This window comes from Nocardia africana NBRC 100379 (assembly GCF_001612635.1).
Lineage (GTDB): Bacteria > Actinomycetota > Actinomycetes > Mycobacteriales > Mycobacteriaceae > Nocardia > Nocardia africana.
In genome coordinates this window covers 285829-305296 of sequence record NZ_BDAV01000006.1, presented here as the reverse complement: position 1 = coordinate 305296, position 19468 = coordinate 285829, and the positions used below count along the sequence as shown (strand labels likewise).

Genomic DNA, 19468 nt, shown 5'->3' with positions numbered 1-19468 from the left:
AGCCGCTCGCCCATTGTCCGGATTCCGGTCCGGTGGTAGCGTCCAGACACATGTCCAGTCCTGTGTCTCGGTTGGCGGTGTGCGGATGAGGCTCGATGTGAACGCGTTATATTTCGAGAGGTGGGTGTGATGACTGTGGCATCTGCGCAACCGGTCGTATTCGATCCCTACGACTACCAGTTCCACGAGGATCCGTATCCGGTCTATCGGCGGCTGCGCACGGAGGCGCCGCTGTATTACAACCCGGACCTGGACTTCTGGGCGCTGTCGCGCCACGCCGACGTGACCGCCGCATTCCGCGACGCCGCCCGTCTGTCCAGCGCCAACGGCGTCTCGCTGGATCCGGCCGCGTGGGGCCCGCACGCGCACAAGACCATGTCGTTCCTCGCCATGGACGATCCGCGCCACCTGCGCATGCGCCAGCTGGTCAACAAGGGCTTCACTCCGCGCCGGATCGCCGGCATGGGTGAGCGGATCCGGGAACTGACGCTGCAACACCTCGAGCCGGCGCTCGAGCGCGGCAGCTTCGACTGGATCGAGGATTTCGCGGGCAAACTGCCCATGGACGTCATCTCCGACATGATGGGCGTGCCCGAACCCGATCGCGCCGAGATCCGGCGGATGGCCGACCTGGTGGTGCATCGCGAGGAGGGCGTGCTCGACGTGCCGGAGGCGGCCATCGAGGCCTCGCTGAATCTGGTCGTCTACTACTCCGACATGGTCGCCCAGCGCCGCCGCAGCCGCACCGAGGACCTGACCTCGGCACTGCTCGACGCGGAGATCGACGGTGACAAACTCACCGACGACGAGATCATCGGTTTCATGTTCCTCATGGTCGTGGCCGGAAACGAGACCACCACCAAACTGCTCGGCAACGCGCTGTACTGGGCCGGCCGCAATCCCGAACAGTTCGCCAAGGTCGTCGCCGACGGCGACCTGGTGCCGGATTGGGTCGAGGAGACGCTGCGCTACGACAATTCGAGCCAGATGGTGGCCCGCTCCTCGGTCGTCGACGTGCCGTTCGAACACGGGGTGATTCCCGCCGGTTCGAAGGTGGTGCTGCTCATCGGTTCCGCCAATCGCGACGACGCGGTCTTCACCGACGGAGATCGCTACGACATCGAACGCACCGACAAGAGCGCGCTGGCCAGCTTCGGTGGCGGCGTGCACTTCTGCCTGGGCGCGCATCTGGCCCGGTTGGAAACCGTGGTGGCGTTGCGCGAGTTCGCCTCCCGCGTCCGGGAGTACTCGGTCGACGAGTCCGCCATGGAGCGGGTGCATTCGACCAACGTCCGGGGGTTCGCGAAACTCCCTGTCACCGTGGAGGTTTCGTAATATGCCGCGTTTCGATCCGCATCCGGATGTGCGACCGGTTCTGATCGCGGGGGCGTCGTCGGGAATCGGCGCCGCGACCGCGATCATGCTGGCCGAGGCCGGATTCCCGGTGGCGCTCGGAGCGCGCCGGGTGGAAACGTGCCGTGAACTGGCCGACAAGATCACCGCCAACGGCGGCACGGCCTTCGCGGGCTCGCTCGATGTCACCGACGACGCGTCGGTCGACGCCTTCGTCACCGCCGCCGAGGAGGCGCTCGGGCCGATCGAGGTCGCGGTATCCGGCGCCGGGGACATCGAATTCGGCCTGGCCTACGAGATGGACCCGCAGACCTTCCTGAAACAGGTCGACGTTCATCTGGTGGGTGCGCAGCGGCTGGCCCACCGCATCCTGCCCGGCATGATCTCCCGGCGCCGCGGCGATTTCGTCTTCATCGGCTCCGACTGCGCCGACCAGGTCCGCCCACGCAACGGCGCATACAACGCCGCCAAGACCGGACTCGAGGCGATGGCGCGGCAGCTGCGGATGGAGTTGGAGGGCACCGGTGTTCGCGCCTCGATCGTGCGGCCGGGCGCGACCCAGACCGGAATGGGGATGAACGCCGCGCCCGAACAGGTCGGCCCGCTGCTCGACGACTGGGTGAAATGGGGCTTCGCCCGCCACCCCTTCTTCCTGCGCGCCTCCGATCTCGCCGCCGCGATCGCGGCGGTGGTCACCACACCGCGCGGTGCGCATCTGGTGCTGGTCGAGGTGCAACCGGAAGCCCCGCTGCGCGAACCGAATTCACCGGAGCAGGAGCAGAGCTGATGCGTATCGAGGTGGATCTGGACCTGTGTCAGGGCCACGCGATGTGCCAGGCCGAGGCGCCGGACTACTTCGACGTGCCCAAACACGGCAAGGTCGAAATCCAGCGCCCGGAGGTGGACGAGGCCGATCGCGCCGACGTCGAGAACGCGGTGCGGTACTGCCCGACCCAGGCACTGTCGATCGTGCGGGATCAGTAGTGGGCGCGATCAGGGTGATCCAGTGGGCGACCGGCGGCGTCGGGCGCGCGGCGATCGAGGGGATCCTCGATCATCCGGAACTCGAACTCGCGGGCGCATGGGTGCACAGCCCCGACAAGGACGGCGTCGACCTCGGCACCCTCGTGGGGCGCGACCCGATCGGCGTCACGGCCACCACCGATGCCGAGGCGCTGCTGGCCCTCGGGGCCGACTGTGTCGTCTACAGCCCGGTCTTCGCCGACACCTCGGTGCTGCGGGCGATCCTGCGTTCGGGCAAGAACGTCGTGACCCCGCTGGGCTGGTTCTACCCCCGGCAGCGCGACCGCGAGAAGTTCGACGCGGTCTGCGCCGAGGGTGGAGTCACGTTGCACGGCACCGGAATTCACCCCGGCGGTCTCACCGAACGGTTGCCGCTGGTGGTCTCGGCGTTGTCGGGTTCGGTGACCGGCGTCCGCGCCGAGGAATTCTCCGATATCCGCACCTACGGCGCCCCGGATGTGGTGCGGCACTGGATGATGTTCGGCGCCGATCCGGAAAAGGCCGCGGAAAGCACCGTCGCGGCGATGCTGGCCGGCGGCTACAGCCAGTCGGTGTGGATGCTCGCCGACGAACTGGGCTTCGATCTGGATCCCGATATCCGCACCACCCACGACATCGCGGTCGCCACCGCGCCGATCGACTCACCGATCGGCGTCATCGAGCCGGGACAGGTTGCGGCTCAGCGCTTCCGATGGGAGGGCACGGTCGACGGCGAACCGGTGGTCACGGCGGCGGTCAACTGGTTCATGGGTGAGCGGAATTTCGACCCGGCGTGGAGTTTCGGGCCGAACGGGCAGCGATTCGAGGTCGAGGTGCGCGGCGACCCCGGCTGTGTGCTGACCCTGTCCGGGCTGCACGCCCACGATCCGGACGAGGGCGCCCGGCGCAATCCCTCGATCGTCGCCACGGCGCGCAACTGTGTGAACGCCATCCCATATGTCGTCGCGGCCGAACCGGGCGTGCGGACCTATCTCGATCTGCCGCTGCCGGCCGGGCGGGCCGCGCCGAATCTGCATCGGAGCCGGAGAACCGAGGTGAGCGGATGAACGAACGCCGCCGTTGAATTTCCGGATGCCCCTCGGATTTTCGGCGACCGAACAGGCCGAAACAGACGAATAACATCGGCGATACGCGTCCGGACGAGCGGAAAATCCCGTCGATCGGGCTGTATTCCGCATGCCCGAAATAGTTTTGTCATAACTTGTGTTTTTCCGGAATGCGCGAGGCCGCAGCTCTTTCCCGTTGCATTGCAACGTGTTCTAATCAAGGGAGAACACGTTTCTGAACTATCCATGATTCGCAGTGCAGCGGACACGAGGAGGAACTGTGGCTGCTCCGTCGATACCGGCCGGATTCGATTTCACCGACCCGGGACTGTGGGCCGAGAGAAGTCCGGTCTCCGAATTCGCGGAATTGCGGCGCACCGCGCCGGTCTGGTGGAACGCCCAGAACGAGGAGCAGGCCTACCCCTTCGAGGACGGCGGCTACTGGGTGGTGAGCCGCCATGAGGACATCAAGGAGATCTCCCGCCGCTCGGACGTCTTCTCCTCGGAGAAGAAGGGCTCCATCATCCGGTTGCCCGGATTCGCCACCCCCGAGCAGTTGTCGGCGACCAGTGCGCTGCTGGTGAACATGGATCCGCCCAAGCACACCAAGATCCGCCGCATCGTCTCGAAGGGTTTCACCCCGCGTGCGGTGGAGAGCCTGCGTGCCGCGCTGGCCGAGCGGGCCGAGCGAATCGTGCGCGCCGCCAAGGAATCCGGCGGCGGCGATTTCGTCGAACAGGTCGCGTGTGAATTGCCGCTGCAGGCCATCGCCGAACTACTGGGTGTCCCGCAGGACGACCGTCACAAACTGTTCGACTGGTCGAATCAGATGCTCAATTACGACGATCCCGAGTACGGCGATTCCGCGGTCGCCTCGGCCGAAATTCTGGGCTACGCGTGGAATATGGCCGAGGCGCGCCGGACGGAACCGGCGGGCGATATCGTCAGCCAACTGGTCAGCGCCGATATCGACGGCGAGGCATTGGGGTCGGACGAATTCGGATTCTTCGTCATTCTGCTCGCGGTCGCCGGCAACGAGACCACCCGTAATGCGATCACGCACGGGATGAAGGCTTTCGTCGATCATCCGGACCAGTGGGAGCTGTACCGGCAGCAGCGCCCCCGCACCGCAGTCGATGAAATCGTGCGCTGGGCCACGCCGGTCACCGCGTTCCAGCGCACCGCGACCGAGGACGTGGAATTGGGCGGGCAGCTGATCAAGGCCGGTGAGCGGGTCGGATTGTTCTACAGTTCGGCCAATTTCGACGAGGACGCCTTCGACAACCCCTTCGATTTCGACGTGCTGCGCGACCCCAACCCGCATCTGGCCTTCGGCGGCACCGGCGCCCACTTCTGCGTCGGCGCCAACCTCGCCCGCCTGGAAATCGACCTGATGTTCAACGCCATCGCCGATGTCATGCCCGGCCTGCACCAGATCTCCGACCCGCAGCGCCTGCGCTCGGGATGGATCAACGGCATCAAGCACTGGCAGGTCGAATACTCCTAGACCAGCCTTCACGCCGGTGTTCGGTGGGTTGGCCCACGAAGACCGTCGAGCACGACGGCGATCAGAGGGTTCGGTGCGTCGCGCGCCCGGGCGCGGCGTTCGACCGTCGCCGCGCCGATGACCAGGTCGAGCACGTCGGCGACATCGATATCGGGTCGCACGGCCCCTGCCGCTTTCGCCCGGGAGAGCAGAGTGTCGAACGATCGGATGAAATCGTGCCGGAGCCGGTCGGGGATCGCGACGGCCGTGTCGCCGTCGTCCAGAGCTTCGCACAGGGCCTGATTGAGAGCGACCTCGCCGACGAGGTGGGTGAAGTAGTCGAAGAACGCGTCCTCCGGCGCGGAGTCGGCGCCCGCGAGCCCGCGTGCTCGCTCGGTGAACTGCTCCACCCGACCGACGACCACCGCCTCGAAGAGGGCGGCACGGGTGGGGAAATGCCGGTACACGGTGCCGACACCGACACCCGCTCGGCGCGCGATCTCGTCGAAGGATGCCGCCGAGCCGTCCACCGAGAGCATCTCCCGAGCCACGGCCAGTACCTGGTCCCGGTTGCGGCGCGCGTCCGCCCGCAGTGGCTTGGCACCCTGCCCCGCGTCGTTACCCATCGCTCGATCGTAGCGGCCGCCATTGTGAAACGGAGACAGCTCTCCGTATAGTGATGAAAGCGGAGAGAGGTCTCCGTTTACTGCGGCGTGGTGGCGCGGTAGATCCGACGATCCGCCTACGGAGGGCACATGGACCAGGTTGTTTTCGTCATCGGCGCGACCGGCCAGCAAGGCGGGGCGGTCGCCGACCGGCTGCTCGCCGACGGCTGGCGGGTGCGGGTGTTGACTCGCCGCCCGGACAGCGACAGGGCGCGGAGCCTTGCGCAGGCGGGCGCGCAGGTGATCGCGGGCTCGCTGGAAGACCTCGCGACGATCGACCGCTGCGTCGACGGCGCCTACGGCGTGTACAGCGTGCATCCCGGGCCGCTGGCACCGGAACAGGACGAGGTGAAGGCCGGCAAGGCCGTCGCCGACGCGGCGGTGAAATACGGTGTGGCGCATCTGGTGTACAGCTCGGGCCTCGGCGCCGACCGAGGCGGCCAGCCGGCCAAATGGGAAATCGAGCGGTACATCGCCGCGTCGGGTCTCTCGGCGACGGTGCTGCGTCCGAGTTCCTTCATGGAGAACCTGATCACGCAGTCCGACACGGTCGGGATCCGCGACGGCGCGCTCCGCACCGCCGCCGCTGCCCACGTGCGTCAGCAATTCATCGCGCTCGACGATATCGGCGCGTTCGCCGCACTCGCGCTGCGGAATCCGGACGACTATCGCGGCCGGACGCTGGAACTCGTCGGCGACGTGCTGACGCCGCCCGAGGTCGCCGCGCAGGTCAGCGCGGCCGTCGGGCGCACCGTCCCCTACATCCAGCGTCCGATCGAGGAACTGCGCCGCGTCAACGAACGCTTCGCTCGCGGCTACGAGCTGCTCAACAGCGGTGACGGCAGCATCCCCGACGTCGACGTCGAGGAGCTGCGTGCCCTGCACCCGGGATTGACGACCTTCCGGGGCTGGCTCGAGGCGAAAGGAGCGAAGCTGATCCGCTCGGTGCTCGACACCCGGGCGTGATCATCGCCGGGTGGCGCCCGTCGCGCAGCTCGATGCCGCGAGGGCCGCACGATCGCTCGTGCGGCCCTCGGGTCGTTTCATCGGTTCGCCCGGCCCAACCGGCATCCGGGCCAGGTCCGACCTGCGGTTCAGCCGTAGTGGCACACGTAGTGCAGCGTCTGTACAACCTCGATGTCGAACGAGCTGTCGCCGGGCACGGAGAACGATTCGCCGCCGCGGTAGGTCGTCGGCTCGGTCTCGCCGGGCAGCGTCACGGCGCACTCGCCCTCCACGAGCTCCATGATCTCCGGGGCGCCGGTGCTGAAGGTCAAGGTCGCGGGCTGGATCACGCCGACCGACTTCTTGGTGCCGTCGGGCAGCGTGAGGCTGTAGCTCACGCATGTGCCGTCGAAGTACACATTGGCCTTGGTGGCCACGCTGACGTTCTCGAACTGCGACATGGTCTCTTTCCCGGAGATGAGGTGGAGAAGTCAGCCTACTGTCGCCACCTCCGCGCTCTGTGCGGGAGGCTCGGGACGCGGGTCCCGTGATCTGAGCGTGATCCGGCATACAGAAACCATAACTGTGTCCCAACACACAGTTTAGCGAGGATCGCCCGGTCGTACGTGGGAAATTACGTGGTCGGACACCCTTGATCGAATGTATGTTCGTTGCACCCATGATGCGCGAGCGTTATCGTCTTGAGATATAACCGGCTCGCCCGAGTCGGTTATGTAATGCGAATCGCGCATTCGTGTCTCCCAACTGAAACCCTCCTCATACTCGGCCACGCCGCCGGAGTGAAACTCCGCCGGCGGACCGAAAGCGGCAGGACGTACGCCTGACATATGTCGAGGCGCGGCACATCGCGGCGCCTGCGGTAGTTCGGCCGTTCCAGATCAAGTCATCCCCACAGCACCTCGTGCAGAGGCGAGTTCGTCGCGATCCCGTCTGGTCGCGCGCTGCCCGCCGCATGCCCGAGCCCGGCCGAACGGTCAAGAACAAGGAATCACACATCACATGTCTTCGAAACCCGCGCGCCGCACGTCGGTGACATCACTCGTTCGTACCGCCGGTGCCGTGGCAGCGGCCGCCGCCGCGGTCGCTGCCATCACCACCGCCGCCGGCGTCAGCGAGTCGGCCAAACCGGACGCGGTCGCGCTGCACGCGTTGTCGACCCCCGTTGTCCCGGCGAGCCCGGCCGGCGCAGCTCCCGCGCCCGCGCCGGCGCCCCAGCCCGCTGCCGCTCCGGCGCCCCAGCCCGTTGCCGCACCGGCGGTGTTGCCCGGCGCCGATCAAGCGCATGTCAGCGCCTGGCTGCCGCAGATCAACAATGCGATGGCGGCGGCGGGTATCGACGACACACCGCAGCGTGCTGCCGCTTTCCTCGCGCAGATCGGTCAGGAAACGGACGGTTTCGCCACCTTGACCGAATACAGCGACGGCAGCGCCTACGACGGGCGAGCGGATCTCGGCAACACCGAGCCCGGTGACGGACCCAGATACAAGGGGCGCGGTGCCCTCCAGCTCACCGGCCGGCACAATTACGAACTCGCGAGCCAGGCGCTGGGCGTCGACTTCGTCAACCACCCGGAGCTGGTCGCCGATCCGCAGTACGCGTTCGCCACGGCCGCGTGGTACTGGACCACCCACAACCTCAACGCCGTGGCGGACAACGCCCACCCCCAGAACCCGGCGAGCATCGACCCGGTGTCGCAGATCATCAACGGTGGTTCGAACGGCAGAGACGTCCGTCGCGATCACTTCATCCAGGTCTGCCAGGTGCTGAGGTGCCCGTAGGCCCCCAGGTGGCGCCTTCACCGTCAGTGCCCGCGTTTGATCCACTCCGGTAGGTGGGGCGCCTCGGCGCCGATGGTGGTGGAGTCGCCGTGCCCGGTCAGGACGGTGGTGTCCGCGGGTAGATGCAGCAGGCGGGTGCGGATGGATTCGATGATCGTCGGGAAGCTCGAGAACGAGCGGCCGGTGGCGCCGGGACCGCCCTGGAACAGGGTGTCGCCGGTGAAGACGGTCTTCTCCGAGGCCAGGTACAGGCTCACCGCGCCGGGGGAGTGGCCCGGTGTGTGCAGGACCTCGATCTCGCTGTCCGCCACAGGAATTCGCTCCCGATCGTGCAGCGGCTCGTAGCGGGTGTCGGGGTAGAGCGCACTCCACAGCACCTCGTCGGCCGGATGCAGCCGGATCGGGGCCTGCAGCGCCGCGGCCAGTTCGGTGGCCACGTTGATGTGGTCGTTGTGGGCGTGGGTGCAGAGGATCGCGCGCACCGTGCGATCGCCGACGGCCGCGATGATCGGCTCGGCCTGATGGGCGGCGTCGATGACGACGGCCTCGCGGTCGTCGCCGACGACCCAGACGTTGTTGTCGACATCCCAACTGCCGCCGTCCAATTCGAACTTTCCGGAGGTGACGACGCGGTCGATCTTCACAGCGTCACCACCGATCGCAGCACATCGCCGTGGTGCATGGTGGTGAAGGCCTGCTCGACCTGGTCGAGGGCCACGCGTTCGCTGACGAAGCGTTCCAGCGGCAACCGTCCCTGGCGGTAGAGGTCGAGCAGCATCGGGAAGTCGCGTTCCGGCAGGCAGTCGCCGTACCAGGAGGATTTCAGCGAGCCGCCGTGCGAGAAGAAGTCGATGAGCGGCATCTCCAGTGTCATATCCGGCGTCGGCACGCCGACCAGCACCACCGTGCCGGCCAGATCGCGCGCGTAGAAGGCCTGCTTCCAGGTTTCCGGCCGCCCGACCGCGTCGATCACCACGTCGGCGCCGAAACCACCGGTCAATTCCTGCACCCGCTCGACCACGTCGTCACCGGCTTCGAGGGTGTGGGTGGCGCCGAGTTCCTTGGCCCACTCCAGTTTTCGCGGATCGCGGTCGATCGCGATGATGGTGGTGGCGCCCGCCAGCCGGGCCCCCGCGATCGCCGCGTCACCGACGCCGCCGCAGCCGATGACCGCGACCGAATCGCCGTAGCTCACGCCGCCGGTGTTGATCGCCGCGCCCAATCCGGCCATCACACCGCAGCCGAGTAGCCCGGCCACGGCGGGATCGGTCTCCGGGTCGATCACGGTGCACTGTCCCTCGTGGACCAGGGTCTTGTCGGCGAAGGCGCCGATGCCCAGGGCCGGGGTCAGCTCGGTGCCGTCGGCCAGCGTCATGGGCTTGCTCGCGTTGTGGGTGTCGAAGCAGTACCAGGGCTTGCCGCGTTTGCAGGCGCGGCACTGGCCGCACACCGCGCGCCAGTTCAGTACCACGTGATCGCCGGGCTGGACGTGGGTGACGGCATCGCCGACGGTTTCCACCACGCCGGCCGCCTCGTGGCCGAGCAGGAAGGGGAATTCGTCGTTGATGCCGCCCTCGCGGTAGGTCAGATCGGTATGGCACACCCCGCAGGCCCGCACCCGCACCACCACGTCGTGCGGACCCGGATCGGGGATGACGATATCGACGATCTCGACCGGGGCGCCCACACTGCGGGCGATGACGCCGCGAACCTTCTGGGACATGGAATCTCCTTTACGCGTCGAGGGTGCCGGTTCACCTTACGGGTCAGTGTATGCCCGCAACCATCGACTCGGACAGGTGTCCAGACGATAGTTCGGTTTCCGTTGTCGTGACCCTCGTGTGCTGGTGGAAACCATTTTCATCACCACTGCCGGGCGGAGTTATCGGCGCGCTGCCCGGGCCTGCGGCGGGGCGCCCGACGGTCAGGAGGCGAACCGGCGACGGAACTCCTCGCTCACCGCGCACCACAGTGCGTGGTAGTGCGGAAGAAGGGAATGTGCTTGCGCCAAACTCGGTGTGTCGATGAAGACCACGCCGTGGCACGAGTACCGGGTCACCCGGAAATTCACGAAAGATTCGGTATTGATGGCCTTTTCGCGATCGGTGAGATGAGTGATCTCGACCCGCTCGCGGCCGGCGACCCGCCACCACGCCGACGACGGCCCGACTGCCGTCCGGAAGTGGCCGCTATTCGCGGTATCGGTCACGGTATTTCGCCTCTCCGGAGCGGTTTTCGCGCGCGATGCGGTCGATGATCGCGCGCACGGAATCGCGCGATTCGGACTTGGAGATCTGCTCGGGCCAGAACACCGCGAGCAGAATGACGGCAAGCGGAATACTGATCAGCAGAACGAATTCCCAGAACATCGGCCTCACTCCCGTCCCGAGTCCGGCACCAGGTGTTTCGCCTCGATGAGCCGCTGCTTCGCCTGCTGTTTCACCGGGCACACGCACAAAGCGCAGTCGATGTGCAATTGCATGATGATATGCGCGTAGGAGACGGTCATGATCGGCATTCGATCGTGGTTGAGCAGTCCCATGGTGGATACTTCCCCTGCGATGTGAAAGTGGTTGTCGGCGTTGAGGTTGCATCGACTCGGCCGCGAGTTGTAGTCGAATGGTGGGGATTTCGGATATCCGTTGCCGTACCGATTGTTTGAACTCGTCTACCAGCAACCTGTCCAGTGGGGACCTGTCCAGAAAACCGGGACACAATCGATAGGGGAGCTAACAACATGGGGTCAGGGAGCACACTCGCGCAACGAGCATTGGGGCGCGAACTGCGGCGGCTGCGAAACAACAAGGGAATGGGCCAATCCCAGGCCGCGCGCATCGCGGAAACGTCGCATCAGACCATCGGCCGCATCGAGGAAGGCCAGACGACGAGAATCACGAGCCTCCAGGTGAACGCACTGTGCGACAGCTACGGGGCGAGCGATGAGGAGCGGCGGATCTGCCTGGATCTGGTGAAGGAGATACGCGCGTCGCGGGAGGGGAAGGTGACGGCCAGCTGGTGGAGGGCGTATGCGGACGCGCAGGACAGCGGGTTCAACCACTACTTGGCGTTGGAAGATGCTGCAAGCAGTCTGACGGTCTGGAAAACGACCATCGTGCCCGGACTCCTGCAAACGCCTGCGTACCGCCGGGCAATGGGATGGGCAGAACGACCGGACATGTCCAGTGATCAGTTGGAGCGACGAATCGAATGGCAGACGCGCCGCCAAGCGCGGTTGAATGATCCCAATCTTCAGTTGACGGCACTGCTTTACGAGGCCGTGCTGCTCGAGCAGGTCGGTGGCTCGGCGGTATACGCGGAGCAATTGGAGCAGCTGGCGTTGCTGTCCGAGCTGCCGAACGTGTGCATACGGGTAGTCCCGTTCGGCGCGTCCAGCCACCTCGGCGCGTACGTCGGTTCGTTCATGCTGTTGGAATTCCCGGACCTGCTTTCGGGGCTTCCGCAACCGCCGATCATCTACGTCGAGGGATGGGCAGGGGATCTTTACCTGGAACGTGAGGCTGAGCTGCGGAAATATTCGCGAGCCCTCCGCGAGATAGCTCGTGTAGCGTTGACTGAAGGTGAATCGTTAGCACTGATCAAGGAGCGCATGCAGTGAGCAACGACCTGTCCGGGGCGAAGTGGTTCAAGTCAAGCCGCTCGGGGGCGAGCAAGGAGTGCGTCGAGGTGGCGTTTCTCAATGACGGTGTTGGCGTTCGTGATTCGAAGAACCCCACCGGCCCGGCTCTGATCTTCACCTCTGCTGAATGGACCGCCTTCACAACCAGCGTCCAGCGCGGCCGGTTCGATCGGGCATAGTCGCATCCGCTGACTACGGTCCGAGAACCCCTGAAGTCCTTATCTCCCTTGGGCTTCGGGGGTTCTCGCATATCCGTTCGCTTGGAGTGAGGGCGCACCGGGCGGGTGACGTTCGATTGGGGCCCGGACGGTGATCTGTCTGAATTTTTCGTGCAAACCCTGCCCGCACTGACGGATACCCGCACATTTTCCCGAGGTTTGCACGGAAGTTCAGCCCTCCTCTGACACAACGCAATTCGCGCCGTGCCCCGAGTTCTCAGCGGAGATGCCGGTCGGCGAGAGCCAGAGCGGCGGCATCGGGAACGTATGCCGCACACGCGGTGATGAGAGCCCGGATCCCGTCAACGGTTTCGGTGGTTACCGCGGCATGGCGCACCACGTCGAGTTCGTTGGCGATGGTGAGGAGTGCGAAGTCCGCGAGATCGGTGCCGTCCACGGCGACCACCTCGCCGGTGAAGCGGTCGGTGATCGGAAGCGGGGTGGCGCCGAGGTGGGGATAGGTTTCGGCTCGGTCGCACGCGCCGTAGCGGTAGACCAGAGCTTCCGCGTCGTGACCGATGGCCGCGCGCAGGCGTGCTCGCCGGTCGGGTGGCAGCAGCGAGTGTGGGAAGCCGTCCGTGCCGTAGGTGGCGTGGGTGAGCGCGGCCAGCCGAACCCGGTTACTTCCGCCGAGGTCCGCGACCAGCTGCCGCACTCGCTCGAGATGATCGAGGAGATCCCCACCGGGATGCTCCACCCGGGCCGCGCCGAGTTCGCGCAGCAGCGCCCGCGCCGGCCACGGTGTGGTGAGATCCGCGATCGTGCGCGCCAACGCCTCCGGCTGATCGCGGGCGACCAGATGCCCGGCGCCCGGAATTCGGGTCACCGTGGCGTGCGGAGCCAGCTGGAGCAACCCGTCCGTCTCGACGTCGGTGAGCGATGAGGCCCGCCCGGCACGGATCAGAAGGATGGGGATATCCAGTTGCGCGGTGATCTGGCGCAACCGCGGGACGTGGGCCAAGACATCATCGATGAAGTCCGGGTAGACATTCGACAGGCCACCGGCGGCGAGAAAGCGCCGCACCCGGCCCGCATCGAGATTGGGCACCACATCCACCAGAACCAGCCCCGTGACCTTCGCCCGGATGCGCGGATCACCCAGCGCCGCAACGGCGGCGAGCCCACCCAGGGACGCGCCGACGAGCACGCATCCGGGTTCCGCATCGACGATCGCGGCGATATCGCCGCCGCACTCGACCAGCCTCCTGAGTGCCCCACCGCTGTCGCCGTGGCCGCGCTGATCGAAAGCGACACACCGCAATCCGTCCTCGACAAGCCGCTCCACGACGGGAGCCCACACCTGCCGCCGCTCACCCCCGGCATGCAGCAAGACAACCGTCGGCCCCTCGCCGGCCTCCTCCCCGTACAGGTCCACGTCCGGACGGGCGATATGCCGCGCTCGCACCACATCCATGGTCAACCCCCGTGCGATAGTCGGGCCGTTCACGATGGTGCCACGCCGTGATCCCCGCCGACCCCGCGTCCGGCTGAACTCTTCGTGCAGACCTCGCCGACGATGACGGAATTCGCCACATCGCGCCGAGGTTTGCACGATCGGAATGTTCGAGCGGAGCCGGGCTGACCAATTTCGGCAGACGAATCACCTGCCGGGGCCCTCGTCGTCGCGGTACGAGCCGGCACTCATGCGGTGCCTTCCGCCCCGGCGGTGACCTGTGCGGTGACCGCCGCGTCGGCCTCACCACCCCGGACGACGATCGTCGGGCACTGCGCGAGATGCAGCAGCGCGGTACTGGTCGAACCCAGGACCGACCCGGCGAATCCGCCGCGCCCGTGGCTGCCGACCACCAGCAGTTGCGCGTCCTCGCAGTGGGCCAGTAGGGCCCGAACAGGACTGTCGCACATCACGACTCGCTCGACCGATACCTCCGGGAACCGTTCCCCCCAGCCGGCCAGTCTCTCGGCCAGCACAACCCGCTCGGTCTCGCGAATCGCCTCCCAGCCGACCACGGGCAGGTCGTAACCGCTCCGATCGCTCCAGGCGTGGACAGCGACCAACCCGGCCCCGCGCCGGGACGCCTCGGCGAAGGCGAGCTCGACGGCCGGGACACTGTTCGCGGTGCCGTCCACTCCGACCACGACCGGTTTCCGCGCCCATCCGGCATCGGCGGCCGGATCGCCGTGCACGACCGCGACCGGGCAGTGCGCGTGCCGGCTGAGCGCGGTGCTGACCGAGCCGAGCACCATCCGCCCGATCGCCCCGCGACCGTGGCTGCCGACCACCACCATCCGCGCCCGCGTCGATTGCTCGAGCAGGGTGGGGAGGATCATGTCGAAACTCAGTTCGGTGCTGATCGCCAGCGTCGCATCGGGTGTGGCATGGCGCGCCACCGCCGCCGCTTCGGCCAGGACCCGTTCCCCGTCCGCGCGCAGCCACTGCTGTTCCGCGGCGGCCAGCACCGCGGTCAGGCCCGGATTCGGCGCTACGCCGTAGGACGTGACGATGTGCAGCGCACAGTGTTGCAACGCGGCCTCGACGGCGGCCCACACCACGGCTTGCAACGCGATCTCCGAGCCGTCGGCGCCGACCACGATCGCCGGTGTATCCGGTCCGGTCATAGGTGTCTCCTCTTCCCGTGTGCGCCGGGTCTATTCGGTGCGGTCTGCGGCGTCGGACGGTGTGATCAGGCCGTAGTGCCCGTCGTAGCGGTGATAGAGCACGCAGCCGCGGTCGAGGTCCCGGTCCCGGAAGAAGACGAACGGCCATCCGGTCAGTTCCAGTCGGGTGATCGCCTCGGGCACGTCCAGTCTCGGCGCCTGCCGGCTGCTGACGGACAATGCCGGTAAACCGCGCGTCACCGCATCGGGGCGCGGATCCACCTGCGCCAGACGGTATCCCGCGGCACCGTCGCGATACAGGACGCTGTCGACATGGCTGCCGTATTCGGTGAACAGCTGGAACTCGTAGTCCATGAGCTCCATATCGAAGGCCGCCTCGTCGACGGTCTCGTTCGCCAGCGCATACGACTTGTGCCGTATGACTCGACGCTCCTCGGCCGGACGCGGGTGGTACGGCAACCGATTTCTCGGAGCAGCGCCGTGCCGCCACTCGTGGACCGCTCCGGCTCCCCGTCCCCCTCGCACGGCTTCCCAGTGCCGCGACATGCGGGAAAGGCGCGATTCGAGCCGAGCCCGGAGCAGGTCCACCGCTTCGCGGGTGCTCGCCCCGGTGACCTGTACCCGCACCGGGCGACCGGCGAGATTCACATTGGCCTGGGCGACAACGGATCCGCCGAGGGCGGGGTCACCGTGACCGGCGAGCCGCACTCGCGCGAAAAGGACGGGTTCCGGCGCGTAGCTCAGCGCACGCCCGATCTTCTCCCGCGCGTATTCCGCTCCCGCGTCCGACACATAGCGGCCGGCGGAGACCTGGAGGATCGGTTCCGCCGGCGAAACGGTGTTCTGCATGAGGAGGACAGTCGCATCCGCGCGGGCCGGTGCGAGAGAGCACAAAGTCACCGCACCGCGGCCGTTCGGCCGCTCCTCAGCGGCCGAACAGGCGCCGAATCCGCAGTGGTTCCGTGCGGCAGGAACACCGTTGCGCAGCCGGGGCGGACCGCATTCTTGCCGCAAACGCTTGACGAGCGGGTAGTTAGCGGAGCTAAGTTAACCGTGATGCGCGCTACAGTGGCGCGTGGGCGACGACTTGTCCGCCGGTTGACGACCAGGGAGACCTACCCATGCCCGATGACGTGCAGAAGGCCGAGCGTAAACGGCGCCTCGCGGCGGCGATGGCCGACGACGAGGTGCGCGCCGCCTGGCCGGATGCGGACGTCACCGCCGCACTCGCGCGTCCCGGACTGCGGCCGGCCGAACTGATCGACACGGTCATGACCGCGTACGCCGACCGTCCGGCCGTCGGGCAGCGCGCCGGTGAGATCGTCGTCGACGCCTCGGGGCGCCGGGTGCGGCGGCTGCTGCCGCGCTTCGAGACGCTGACCTATCGGCAGCTGTGGTCGCGCGCCGGCGCGCTGGCGAGTGCCTGGCAGGGTGCGGGGGTGCGGGCCGGGGATTTCGTGTGCACGGTCGGATTCGTCAGCACCGACTACCTCACCGTCGATCTCGCGGGTGTGCGGCTCCGCACCGTGGCGGTGCCGCTGCAGGCCACTGCCGCTGTCGCGCAATGGAATTCGATCATCGCGGAGACCGAGGCGCGGGTGCTGGCCTGCAGCGCCGAACTGCTCGGCGCCGCGGTCGAGGCCGCGCTGGCGAGTGTGACGATCGGGCACCTGGTCGTCTTCGACAGCGCCGGCGACGATGACGAACGCGCGGCGGTCGCGGCGGCGCGCACCCGGGTGGCCGAATCCGGTCGCGAGATCGCGATCGAATCGCTGCACGACCTCGTCGAGCGTGGTTTCGCACTACCGGCCGTGCCGCTGGCGAGCGCGCCCGGCGACGACCCGTTGTCGCTGCTCATCTACACCTCCGGCAGCACCGGAACGCCCAAGGGCGCCATGTACACCGACCGCTTGGCCGCCGCCATGTGGTTGTACACCGGCAAGACGCCGGTACCCGCGATCACCCTCAACTATCTTCCGCTCAGTCATGTGGCCGGCCGTCTGCAACTGGGCGGCACGCTCGCCCGCGGCGGCACCGCCTACTTCACCGCGCGCAGCGATATGTCGACGCTGTTCGAGGATCTGGAGCTGATCCGTCCCACCGAACTGGTCTTCGTGCCGCGCGTCTGCGAGATGCTGCTGCAACACCATCAGGGCGAGGTCGAGGCCCGGGTCGCGGCCGGCGGCGAGCGCGGCGTCGTCGAGGACGAGGTGAAAACCGAACTGCGCGAACGACTTCTGGGTGGCCGCTTCCTCGCCGCGATGTGTGCCAGTGCGCCGCTGGCGCCGGAGATGCGCGCCTTCATGGAATCCGTGCTGGGCATCGGCCTGCACGACGGATACGGCTCCACCGAGGCCGGCGGCAGCATCATCATCGACAACAAGATCCGGCGCCCACCGGTGCTGGACTACAAGCTCGCCGACGTGCCCGAACTCGGCTACTTCGGCACCGACCGGCCCCATCCGCGCGGTGAACTGCTGCTCAAGACCACCACCATGTTCCCGGGGTACTTCAAACGCCCCGAGATCACCGCGGAGATGTTCGACGAGGACGGCTTCTACCGCACCGGCGACGTGGTCGCCGAACTCGGCCCCGACCACCTGGTCTACGTCGATCGCCGCAACAATGTGCTCAAGCTGTCGCAGGGCGAGTTCGTCACCGTGGCGAAGCTGGAATCGGTGTTCTCCACCAGCGCGCTGATCCGTCAGATCTTCGTCTACGGCAGCAGCGAACGCGCCTATCTGCTCGCGGTGATCGTGCCCACCGACGAGGCGCTGGCGCTCCCGGATCCCCGTGCGGCACTGGCCGAATCGCTGCAGGAACTGGCGAAGGAGGCCGGGCTCGACAGTTACGAGATCCCGCGCGACTTCCTGCTCGAGACCGAGCCGTTCACCCACGACAACGGTCTGCTGTCGGGAATCGGAAAGTTGTTGCGGCCCAAGCTGAAGCAGCGCTACGGCGAGCGCCTGGAGCGGCTCTACGCCGAACTGTCGCGGGAACAGGCCGACGAACTGGCCGCACTGCGCCACGGTGCGGCGGATCGTCCCGTGCTGGAGACGGTGGGCCGGGCCGCGAGGGCCCTGCTGGGCTGCGCGAGTACCGACGTCCGGCCCGAGGCGCACTTCACCGACCTCGGTGGTGATTCGCTGTCGGCGCTGTCGCTGTCGAATCTGCTGACCGAACTGTTCGGCGTGGAGGTGCCGGTGGGTACCATCGTCCATCCGGCGAATACGTTGCGGCGCTTGGCCGAATACATCGGCACCGAACGGAACGAGGGCGGACGCCGCCCCACGCTGACCAGCGTGCACGGGCACGGCACGCGCGTGCGCGCCGCGGATCTGACCCTCGACGCGTTCATCGACCACGAAACCCTCACTGCCGCAAAGTCTCTGCCGTCCGTGTCGACCCCGCCGCGCACGGTGCTGCTGACCGGCGCCAACGGCTACCTCGGCCGGTTTCTGTGCCTGGAATGGCTGCACCGGCTCGACGCCCGCGACGGCAGGCTGATCTGTGTGATCCGCGGCCGTGACGCCGACGCCGCGCGGGCCCGCCTGGACGAGGCGTTCGACAGCGGGGATCCGGCTCTGCTGCAACGATATCGGGAGCTCGCCGAACGGCGGCTGACCGTCCTGCCGGGCGATATCGCCGAACCGAATTTCGGACTGGACGAGGACCGGTGGCGCGAACTCACCCACACCGTCGACCTCGTGGTGCACCCGGCGGCGCTGGTCAATCACGTGCTGCCCTACGACCAGCTGTTCGGGCCCAACGTGGTCGGCACGGCCGAGGTCGTCAGGTTCGCGATCACCGCGCGCCGCAAACCGGTGACCTATCTGTCCACCGTCGCGGTGGCCTCCCAGGTCGGCCACTTCACCGAGAACGGCGATATTCGCGAGATCAGCCCCGAGCGGGTCATCGACGGCGGCTACGCCAACGGGTACGGCAACAGCAAATGGGCCGGTGAGGTGTTGCTGCGCGAGGCGCACGACCTGTGCGGGCTGCCGGTCGCGGTCTTCCGGTCGGACATGATCCTCGCGCACAGCGAATTCGCCGGGCAGTTCAATCTGCCCGACATGTTCACGCGATTGCTGCTCAGCGTGCTCGCCACCGGTCTCGCGCCGGAATCGTTCTACCGCCCTCCCGCCGACGGGGGTCGCGCCCGTGGTCACTACGACGGACTGCCCGCGGATTTCACCGCCGCCTCGATCACCGCGCTCGGTCCCGGCGCCGACAGCGGATTCGAGACCTTCGATGTGCTCAACCCGCACGACGACGGCATCGGCCTGGACACCTTCGTCGACTGGCTCGTCGCCGACGGTCACCGCATCACTCGCATCGCCGACTACGCCGACTGGCTGGCGCGTTTCGAGACCGCACTGCGTGCCCTGCCCGAGCGGCAGCGGCGGCATTCGGTCCTGCCGCTGCTGCACGCCTTCCGGCGCCCGGCCCCGGCCATCGCGGGATCGGCGCTGCCGGCCGAGCGGTTCCGGGCCGCGGTGCGCGCGGCGGGGACCGGTCCCGACGGCGACATACCGCATCTGAGCCGGGCATTGATCGGCAAATACGTCCGGGATCTGACCGCTGCGGGTCTGCTGTGAAGATTGCCGAAACCGGACACAGCCGGGGTCTGCCGGGCGTACCGTTTTGCCCCACAGCGTTGGTCGGCGAAGGCGCCGAGGGTGATCGCGTCGCCCCGAGCGCTCGCCGAGTGTGACAAG

At 67.3% G+C, this 19468-nt stretch carries 20 protein-coding genes; 10 read left to right on the top strand and 10 right to left on the bottom strand.

Annotation, left to right across the window (positions count from 1 at the left end; genetic code table 11):
* Positions 1-129 precede the first annotated feature (129 nt).
* The 5 genes from NA3_RS09530 (at position 130) to NA3_RS09510 (ending at position 4929) form a co-directional block, all read left to right on the top strand.
* On the top strand, positions 130-1335 hold the full coding sequence (locus tag NA3_RS09530; protein ID WP_062963563.1) for a cytochrome P450: 1206 nt from the start codon (positions 130-132) through the stop codon (positions 1333-1335).
* Position 1336: 1 nt separating this feature from the next.
* A complete protein-coding gene (locus tag NA3_RS09525; protein WP_062963200.1) occupies positions 1337-2140 on the top strand; it encodes an SDR family oxidoreductase in 804 nt (267 codons plus the stop codon).
* Positions 2140-2337 carry a ferredoxin gene (locus tag NA3_RS09520; protein WP_062963199.1) on the top strand — a complete coding sequence of 66 codons (198 nt, stop codon included), beginning with the start codon at positions 2140-2142 and terminating at the stop codon, positions 2335-2337. The genes NA3_RS09525 and NA3_RS09520 overlap by 1 nt, the downstream gene beginning before the upstream one ends.
* Positions 2337-3422: an NAD(P)H-dependent amine dehydrogenase family protein gene (locus NA3_RS09515; protein ID WP_062963198.1), complete on the top strand. Its 1086-nt coding sequence runs from the start codon at positions 2337-2339 to the stop codon at positions 3420-3422. Before NA3_RS09520 ends, NA3_RS09515 begins: the two co-directional genes overlap by 1 nt.
* A 280-nt stretch (positions 3423-3702) precedes the next feature.
* Complete coding sequence (locus tag NA3_RS09510) at positions 3703-4929, top strand: cytochrome P450 (protein WP_062963197.1); 1227 nt, start codon at positions 3703-3705, stop codon at positions 4927-4929.
* A gap of 8 nt (positions 4930-4937) precedes the next feature.
* On the opposite strand, the gene NA3_RS09505 is transcribed toward NA3_RS09510, so the two are convergent.
* Positions 4938-5534: a TetR/AcrR family transcriptional regulator gene (locus NA3_RS09505; RefSeq protein ID WP_062963196.1), complete on the bottom strand. Its 597-nt coding sequence runs from the start codon at positions 5532-5534 to the stop codon at positions 4938-4940.
* 129 nt (positions 5535-5663) lie between these two features.
* Here NA3_RS09505 and NA3_RS09500 point away from each other — a divergent pair, with 129 nt between their 5' ends.
* Complete coding sequence (locus NA3_RS09500; RefSeq protein WP_062963195.1) at positions 5664-6539, top strand: NmrA/HSCARG family protein; 876 nt, start codon at positions 5664-5666, stop codon at positions 6537-6539.
* Between the two features lie 128 nt (positions 6540-6667).
* On the opposite strand, the gene ppnP is transcribed toward NA3_RS09500, so the two are convergent.
* Positions 6668-6979 carry a pyrimidine/purine nucleoside phosphorylase gene (ppnP, locus tag NA3_RS09495; RefSeq protein WP_062963194.1) on the bottom strand — a complete coding sequence of 104 codons (312 nt, stop codon included), beginning with the start codon at positions 6977-6979 and terminating at the stop codon, positions 6668-6670.
* A gap of 559 nt (positions 6980-7538) precedes the next feature.
* Between ppnP and NA3_RS09490 the strand changes: the two genes are divergently transcribed.
* Entirely contained in the window at positions 7539-8318 is a 780-nt protein-coding gene (locus NA3_RS09490) for a glycoside hydrolase family 19 protein (RefSeq protein ID WP_084491410.1), read from the top strand.
* A 23-nt stretch (positions 8319-8341) separates the two neighbouring features.
* On the opposite strand, the gene NA3_RS09485 is transcribed toward NA3_RS09490, so the two are convergent.
* The 5 genes from NA3_RS09485 to NA3_RS37615 all read right to left on the bottom strand — a co-directional run bounded on the left by NA3_RS09485 (position 8342) and on the right by NA3_RS37615 (position 10860).
* Entirely contained in the window at positions 8342-8962 is a 621-nt protein-coding gene (locus NA3_RS09485) for an MBL fold metallo-hydrolase (RefSeq protein ID WP_227995327.1), read from the bottom strand.
* The gene (locus NA3_RS09480; protein ID WP_040717875.1) at positions 8959-10041 is read right to left on the bottom strand and encodes an S-(hydroxymethyl)mycothiol dehydrogenase; all 1083 of its coding nucleotides are present in this window, start codon (positions 10039-10041) and stop codon (positions 8959-8961) included. Before NA3_RS09480 ends, NA3_RS09485 begins: the two co-directional genes overlap by 4 nt.
* 201 nt (positions 10042-10242) lie before the next feature.
* A complete protein-coding gene (locus NA3_RS09475) occupies positions 10243-10527 on the bottom strand; it encodes a hypothetical protein (RefSeq protein ID WP_062963191.1) in 285 nt (94 codons plus the stop codon).
* Entirely contained in the window at positions 10508-10687 is a 180-nt protein-coding gene (locus NA3_RS09470; protein WP_062963190.1) for a hypothetical protein, read from the bottom strand. The genes NA3_RS09475 and NA3_RS09470 overlap by 20 nt, the downstream gene beginning before the upstream one ends.
* Before the next feature lie 5 nt (positions 10688-10692).
* Complete coding sequence (locus tag NA3_RS37615; RefSeq protein ID WP_167331926.1) at positions 10693-10860, bottom strand: hypothetical protein; 168 nt, start codon at positions 10858-10860, stop codon at positions 10693-10695.
* Positions 10861-11055: 195 nt separating this feature from the next.
* Between NA3_RS37615 and NA3_RS09465 the strand changes: the two genes are divergently transcribed.
* Both NA3_RS09465 and NA3_RS09460 read left to right on the top strand, forming a co-directional pair.
* Positions 11056-11934 carry a helix-turn-helix domain-containing protein gene (locus tag NA3_RS09465; RefSeq protein WP_063917395.1) on the top strand — a complete coding sequence of 293 codons (879 nt, stop codon included), beginning with the start codon at positions 11056-11058 and terminating at the stop codon, positions 11932-11934.
* Complete coding sequence (locus NA3_RS09460; protein ID WP_062963188.1) at positions 11931-12134, top strand: DUF397 domain-containing protein; 204 nt, start codon at positions 11931-11933, stop codon at positions 12132-12134. Before NA3_RS09465 ends, NA3_RS09460 begins: the two co-directional genes overlap by 4 nt.
* Before the next feature lie 256 nt (positions 12135-12390).
* Here the strand turns inward: NA3_RS09460 and NA3_RS09455 are convergent, their stop codons facing one another.
* The 3 genes from NA3_RS09455 to NA3_RS09445 all read right to left on the bottom strand — a co-directional run bounded on the left by NA3_RS09455 (position 12391) and on the right by NA3_RS09445 (position 15599).
* Entirely contained in the window at positions 12391-13587 is a 1197-nt protein-coding gene (locus NA3_RS09455; RefSeq protein WP_062963187.1) for an alpha/beta fold hydrolase, read from the bottom strand.
* Between the two features lie 227 nt (positions 13588-13814).
* A complete protein-coding gene (locus tag NA3_RS09450; protein ID WP_062963186.1) occupies positions 13815-14750 on the bottom strand; it encodes a universal stress protein in 936 nt (311 codons plus the stop codon).
* Positions 14751-14780: 30 nt separating this feature from the next.
* Entirely contained in the window at positions 14781-15599 is an 819-nt protein-coding gene (locus NA3_RS09445) for an HPF/RaiA family ribosome-associated protein (protein ID WP_084491409.1), read from the bottom strand.
* Positions 15600-15871: 272 nt separating this feature from the next.
* On the opposite strand from NA3_RS09445, the gene car reads away from it, so the two are divergent.
* The gene (gene car / locus NA3_RS09440) at positions 15872-19348 is read left to right on the top strand and encodes a carboxylic acid reductase (protein WP_062963185.1); all 3477 of its coding nucleotides are present in this window, start codon (positions 15872-15874) and stop codon (positions 19346-19348) included.
* Positions 19349-19468: the final 120 nt, after the last annotated feature.

Excerpts from the sequence above, each read along its gene's own strand:
- NA3_RS09530 (WP_062963563.1), top strand. The coding sequence starts at position 130 with ATGACTGTGGCATCTGCGCAACCGGTCGTATTCGATCCCTACGACTAC.
- NA3_RS09505 (WP_062963196.1), bottom strand. The coding sequence starts at position 5,534 with ATGGGTAACGACGCGGGGCAGGGTGCCAAGCCACTGCGGGCGGACGCG.
- NA3_RS09490 (WP_084491410.1), top strand. The coding sequence starts at position 7,539 with ATGTCTTCGAAACCCGCGCGCCGCACGTCGGTGACATCACTCGTTCGT.
- NA3_RS37615 (WP_167331926.1), bottom strand. The coding sequence starts at position 10,860 with ATGGGACTGCTCAACCACGATCGAATGCCGATCATGACCGTCTCCTAC.
- NA3_RS09525 (WP_062963200.1), top strand. The coding sequence starts at position 1,337 with ATGCCGCGTTTCGATCCGCATCCGGATGTGCGACCGGTTCTGATCGCG.
- NA3_RS09480 (WP_040717875.1), bottom strand. The coding sequence starts at position 10,041 with ATGTCCCAGAAGGTTCGCGGCGTCATCGCCCGCAGTGTGGGCGCCCCG.
- NA3_RS09445 (WP_084491409.1), bottom strand. The coding sequence starts at position 15,599 with ATGCAGAACACCGTTTCGCCGGCGGAACCGATCCTCCAGGTCTCCGCC.
- NA3_RS09450 (WP_062963186.1), bottom strand. The coding sequence starts at position 14,750 with ATGACCGGACCGGATACACCGGCGATCGTGGTCGGCGCCGACGGCTCG.
- NA3_RS09470 (WP_062963190.1), bottom strand. The coding sequence starts at position 10,687 with ATGTTCTGGGAATTCGTTCTGCTGATCAGTATTCCGCTTGCCGTCATT.
- car (WP_062963185.1), top strand. The coding sequence starts at position 15,872 with ATGCCCGATGACGTGCAGAAGGCCGAGCGTAAACGGCGCCTCGCGGCG.
- NA3_RS09500 (WP_062963195.1), top strand. The coding sequence starts at position 5,664 with ATGGACCAGGTTGTTTTCGTCATCGGCGCGACCGGCCAGCAAGGCGGG.
- NA3_RS09455 (WP_062963187.1), bottom strand. The coding sequence starts at position 13,587 with ATGGATGTGGTGCGAGCGCGGCATATCGCCCGTCCGGACGTGGACCTG.
- NA3_RS09520 (WP_062963199.1), top strand. The coding sequence starts at position 2,140 with ATGCGTATCGAGGTGGATCTGGACCTGTGTCAGGGCCACGCGATGTGC.
- ppnP (WP_062963194.1), bottom strand. The coding sequence starts at position 6,979 with ATGTCGCAGTTCGAGAACGTCAGCGTGGCCACCAAGGCCAATGTGTAC.
- NA3_RS09465 (WP_063917395.1), top strand. The coding sequence starts at position 11,056 with ATGGGGTCAGGGAGCACACTCGCGCAACGAGCATTGGGGCGCGAACTG.